Raw genomic sequence first — 5,468 nt, 5'->3', positions numbered from 1 at the left:
GCGGGGCGCCCGTCGGCGCCGAACACCACCGGCCGCCGTGGCACCAACGCCCGCGACCGCGGTGCGCCGGCCTGCGCGGACGAGCGTCCGCAACAGCGGCGGGACACCGTGCTGGGTGGCACGGGCGCGGATGCCGGCGAGGTCCAGCGGTGCGGTGACGAGGACGGCCCCGCCCCCGCTACCCGCGCGGTCGAAAAGGTCGAGGCCCTGCTCGGTGGTCAGCGCCCGGATGCCGGCTCGCGCCAGCCGGGCGTGGTCGGTGGTGTCGAGGGTGGCGGTGAGGGTGCTGGTGTCGTGCCAGAGGCCCCAGGCGAGGCTGGTGGCGGGGAGGTGGTGGGTGTGGCGGTGGTGGGCGAGGGCGTCGAGGAAGGTGTTGGCGGCGGCGTAGTTGGCCTGGCCGGCGTTGCCGGTGAGGCCGGCGATGGAGCTGTAGAGGATGAACGCCCTGAGGGTGGGGGTGTGGCGGGTGGCGTGGTGCAGGTTCCAGGCGCCGTCAATCTTGGGAGTGAGGACGGCCCGCAGGCCCTCGGGGGTGAGGGCGCTCAGGGTCGCGTCGTCGGTGATCCCCGCGGTGTGGATGACGGCGGTGAGCGGACGCTCGGCGGGGATCGCGGCGAGCAGGTCGTCGACGGCGCCCTGGTCGGTGATGTCGGTGGCGGAGAGCGTGACGGACGCGCCGAGGTCCTCGAGGTCGGCGCGCACGGCGGCGGCGTCGGGGTGGTCGGGGCCCTGCCGGCTGGTGAGGTGCAGGTGGCGCGTGCCGTGGTGGGTGACGAGATGGCGGGCGAGGCGGCGGGCGAGGGCGCCGAGACCACCGGTGACGAGTACGGTCCCCGCGGGGTCCAGGTCCCAGCCGGTCGGGTCGGCTCCGGCGGCCGCGGCGGTGCCGCGGCGCGCGGCGGTGAGGCGAGGCGCGTGGGCGGTGCCGTGACGCAGCGCCAGGTGTGGCTCGTCGGCGGCCCGTGCGGCGGCGACGGCGGCGGGGACGGCGGCGAGGCTCGCCGGGTCGTCGTCGAGGTCCAGGTGCAGGAACCGACCAGGGTTCTCGGTGCTCGCGGTGCGCACCAGCCCCGCGAGGGCGGCGGTGGTGAGGTCGACGTCCTCACCGGCGACGCTGACCGCCCGCGAGGTGATCACGACGAGAGCGGCCGAGGCCCGGTCCGGGTCCCGCAGCCACGCCTGCAGCAGCGCCAGCGTGTCGGCCGTCGCCGCCCGCGCCCGCGCGGGAAGATCCGCGGGGAGGTCATCGGGCGTGCCCGCGACGACCGCCAGAACGACGTCCGGGGTCCGCTCCGGTGCCGCGTTGCCCAGGGCCGCGAGATCGGGGAGCACCTGCGCGTCGACACCCGCCGTGGCCAGCGCTGAGACCAGTTCCCGGGCGCCGTCCCCCAGGATTGCCCAGGCAGCCGGCCCGGACGGGGTCGCGTCGGCCGGGAGGGCGAACGGCGGCCAGCTCACCTCGTGGAGCCCATCCGAGCGCTCCTCCGCGGCGCCGTCCGCCTCGCGGGCCGCGACCTGCTCGGCCGAGACCAACCGGGACCGTAGCGACTCCACGGTGAGCACGGCGGCGCCGGTCGGGTCGGTGGCGTGCAGGGAGATGCCGTCGTCGCCGTGGACGGTGAGGCGCACCCGCAGGGTGGTCGAACCGGTGGCGTGCAGGCGCACGCCGTTCCAGGCGAACGGGATCCGGCTGTGCCCCGCGGGGGTGTCCGCGAGCCGGTCCAGCGCGGCGGCGTGGAAGGCGGCATCGAGCAGAGCCGGGTGGACGCCGAAGGCACCGGCGAGCGCGGTCTGCTCCTCGGCCAGGGCGACCTCGGCGTAGAGGTCGTCGCCGGCCCGCCAGGCGGAGCGCAACCCCTGGAACACCGGCCCATAGCCGAGCCCGGCCGCGGCCAGCGCGTCATACCCCTCGGCGAGATCGATCGCGTCCGCGTCCACGGGCGGCCAGGCCAGCTCCGAGGCGGCCGGGTCGCCGACGTCCTCCACCCCGTCACCGGGCGCCAGGATTCCCTCGGCGTGACGGGTCCACGTCGTGGACCCGCCGCCGGCGGCGGCGTCCGGCCGGGAGTGGACGGAGACCGGACGACGTCCCGTGCCGTCCGGGCCGCCGACGGTGACCTGCAGGGCGACGGCGCCGCGGGCCGGCAGAACCAGGGGGGCCTCGACGACGAGCTCGTCGAGGACGTCAACGCCGAGTTCGTCCCCGGCGCGCAGCGCCAGGTCGACGTACGCGGTTCCGGGGAGGACGACGCTGCCCTGCACTGCGTGGTCGGTGAGCCACGGATGAGTCGCGAGCGAGAGCTGTCCGGTGAGCACGACGGTGTCGTCGGCGGCGAGGCGGACGGTGGCGCCGAGCAGCGGATGCCCGGCCGCGCGCAGACCCGCTCGGGACAGGTCGCCCGGGCCGCCGGGGGTGCTCTCCAGCCAGTAGCGCTGGCGTTGGAAGGGGTAGGTGGGCAGGGCTGCGGGGGTGCCGGTGCCGGTGCCGGTGCCGGTGCCGGTGGTGGTGGTGGTGAGGGTGGTGTGGGTGGGGGTGTGGCCGTGGGTGTGGAGGGTGGCGAGGGCGGTGCTGAGGGTGGTGAGGGGGTTCTGGGTGGGTCGGAGGGTGGGGAGGACGAGCGGGTTGCTGTCGGGGTTGAGGGTTTGGGTGGTGAGGGTGGTGAGGGTGGTGTCGGGTCCGAGTTCGAGGTAGGTGGTGACGTGCTGGCTGGTGAGGGTGGTGATGCCGGTGGTGTATTGGACGGTGTGGCGGATGTGGCGGGTCCAGTAGTCGGGGGTGGTGAGGTCTTCGGGGGTGGTGAGGTGGCCGGTGAGGTTGCTGATGAGGGGGATGGTGGGTGGCTGGTAGGTGAGTGATGCGGCGGTGGTGTGGAAGGTGTTGAGGATGGGGGTGGTGAGGGGGCTGTGGAAGGCGTGGCTGACGGTGAGGTGGCGGGTTTTGATGCCTTGGGTGGTGGCGTGTTCGGCGATGGTGGTGAGGAGGGTGGTGGGTCCGGCGAGGACGGTGTTGGTGGGGCTGTTGAGGGCGGCGAGGTCGACCTGGGACAGGTCGTGGGTGGTGGACAGGGTGGTGAGCAGGGCGCGGGTGGTCTGCTCGTTGGTGTGGAGGGTGAGCATGCCGCCGCCGGGGGGCAGGCTGCCGAGGAGCTTCGCGCGGGTGGTGACGAGGTGGGCGGCGTCGGGGAGGGTGAAGACGCCGGCGGTGTGGGCGGCGGTGATTTCGCCGAGGCTGTGGCCGATGAGGTAGTCGGGGGTGATGCCGTGCCAGGTCAGGGTGCGGTAGAGGGCGACTTGTAGGGCGAAGAGGGTGGGTTGGGTCCAGGCGGTGTGGTGGATGAGGTCGGCGTCGGGGCTGTCGGGGTCGGCGTGTAGGACGGAGAGCAAGGGCCGGTCGAGGTGTTCGTCCAACGCGGCGGCGGTCTCATCGAGTGCGGCCCGGTAGATCGGGTGGGTGTCGTAGAGCTCGTGGCCCATGCGGGGGCGTTGGCTGCCCTGGCCGGAGAACAGGAACGCCACCGGACCCGGGGTGGCCACACCGGTGCTGACGTTGGCGGCCGGTTGGCCGTCGGCGAGGGCGTCCAGCGCGCTCAGCAGCGTCGGCTCGTCGGTCGCGACGGCGACCGCGCGGTGGGCGAACCGGGTTCGCGCCGCCAGCGCCGCCGCCACCTCGGCCACTGACCCGTCGGCCGCTGACCCGTCGGTCCGGTCGGAGCGGGTCCGCAGGTGCACGGCGAGCTGACGAGCTTGCTCGCGCAGCGCCTGCGGTGAGCGGGCCGACAGTGGCACCAGTACCGGCAGTGGCACCAGTACCGTCGCCGGCACCGGCCCGCCTGCTGGCGGCGTCGCGGCCTTCGCGGTGGTCGTCGCGTCGAGGCCGGGCTCGTCGGGGGCCTGTTCGAGGATGACGTGGGCGTTGGTGCCGCTGATGCCGAAGGAGGACACGGCGGCGCGCCGGGGCCGGCCGGTCTCGGGCCAGGGGCGGCTCTCGGTGAGCAGTTCGACCGATCCGGTGGACCAGTCGACGTGCGGGCTGGGCCGGTCGGCGTGCAGCGTTGGCGGCAGCGTGCGGTGCTGCAGGGCGAGGACGGTCTTGATGATGCCGGCTGCGCCGGCGGCGGCCTGGGTGTGGCCGATGTTGGATTTCAGGCTGCCGAGCCACAGCGGCTGCTGCGCGGGGCGGCCGTCGCCGTAGGTCGCGAGGATCGCCTGGGCTTCGATCGGGTCACCGAGGGAGGTGCCGGTGCCGTGTGCCTCGACGGCGTCGACGTCCGCTGGTGTCAGGTGCGCGTTGGCCAGTGCCGTGCGGATGACGCGCTGCTGCGACGGACCGTTGGGGGCGGTGAGCCCGTTGGACGCGCCGTCCTGGTTGACGGCGCTGCCGCGGACGACGGCGAGGACGGGATGGCCGTGGCGCCGCGCGTCGCTGAGGCGTTCGAGCAGAAGCATGGTGGCGCCCTCGGCCCAGCCGGTGCCGTCGGCGTCGGCGGAGAACGCCTTGCAGCGTCCGTCGACGGCCAGGCCACGCTGGCGGGAGAACTCGACGAACTCGGTCGGCGTCGACATCACGGCCACGCCACCCGCGAGCGCCAGGTCGGCCTCGCCGGTACGCAGCGCCTGTGCGGCGAGGTGCAGGGCGACCAGCGACGACGAGCACGCCGTGTCGATTGTGACCGCCGGCCCCTCGAAGCCGAACGTGTAGGAGATCCGACCCGACGCGACGCTGCCCGCGACACCCGTGCCGAGATAGCCCTCCAGGTCCGGCGGGACGGTCCGCAGCTGGCTGCCGTAGTCGTGGTACATCACGCCGGCGAACACGCCGGTGCTGGAGCCGCGCAGCGACGTCGGGTCGATCCCGGCGCGCTCGATCGCCTCCCACGCGGTTTCGAGCAGGAGACGCTGCTGCGGGTCGGTGGCCAGCGCCTCGCGGGGTGTGATGCCGAAGAACTCGGCGTCGAAGTCGGCAACGTCGTGCAGGAAACCGCCGTGGCGGGTGTACGAGGTGCCGGGGGTGTCGGGGTCGGGGTCGTAGAGCTCGTCGAGGTTCCAGCCGCGGTTCACCGGGAACTCGCTGATGGCGTCGGTGCCGGTGGCGACGAGGTCCCAGAGGTCCTCGGGGGTGGTGACGCCGCCGGGCAGGCGGCAGGCCATGCCAACGATCACGATCGGGTCGGTCGTCGTCGATCCGGCGGCCGTGGCGCGGGCCGCGGCACCGCGTCCGTTCGGCTCGGCAGCGTTGCCGCCGTCGGCCGCCGACAGGGCGTCGGCCAGGAAGGTGGCGAGCGCGCCGGGGTTCGGCTGGTCGAAGGTGAGGGTCGCCGGCAGCCGCAGGCCCGTCGCCGCATTCAGCCGGTTGCGCAGCTCCACCGCGGTCAGCGAGTCCAGCCCGATCGAGGTGAACGCCCGATCCTCGGTGACGCGGTCGGCCGCATCGTGCCCGAGCACCGCCGCGAGCTCGGCCCGGACCACCG

At 74.3% G+C, this 5,468-nt stretch carries 1 protein-coding gene; it reads right to left on the bottom strand.

Features of this window, described 5'->3' with window-relative positions:
- Positions 1-5,468 (bottom strand): type I polyketide synthase (locus tag MXD58_RS18840; RefSeq protein WP_250609650.1); only part of this gene is annotated, 5,468 nt, incomplete at both ends.

Source organism: Frankia sp. AgKG'84/4, from assembly GCF_023242965.2.
Classification (GTDB): domain Bacteria; phylum Actinomycetota; class Actinomycetes; order Frankiales; family Frankiaceae; genus Frankia.
This window is presented reverse-complemented; position numbering and strand designations above follow the sequence as displayed.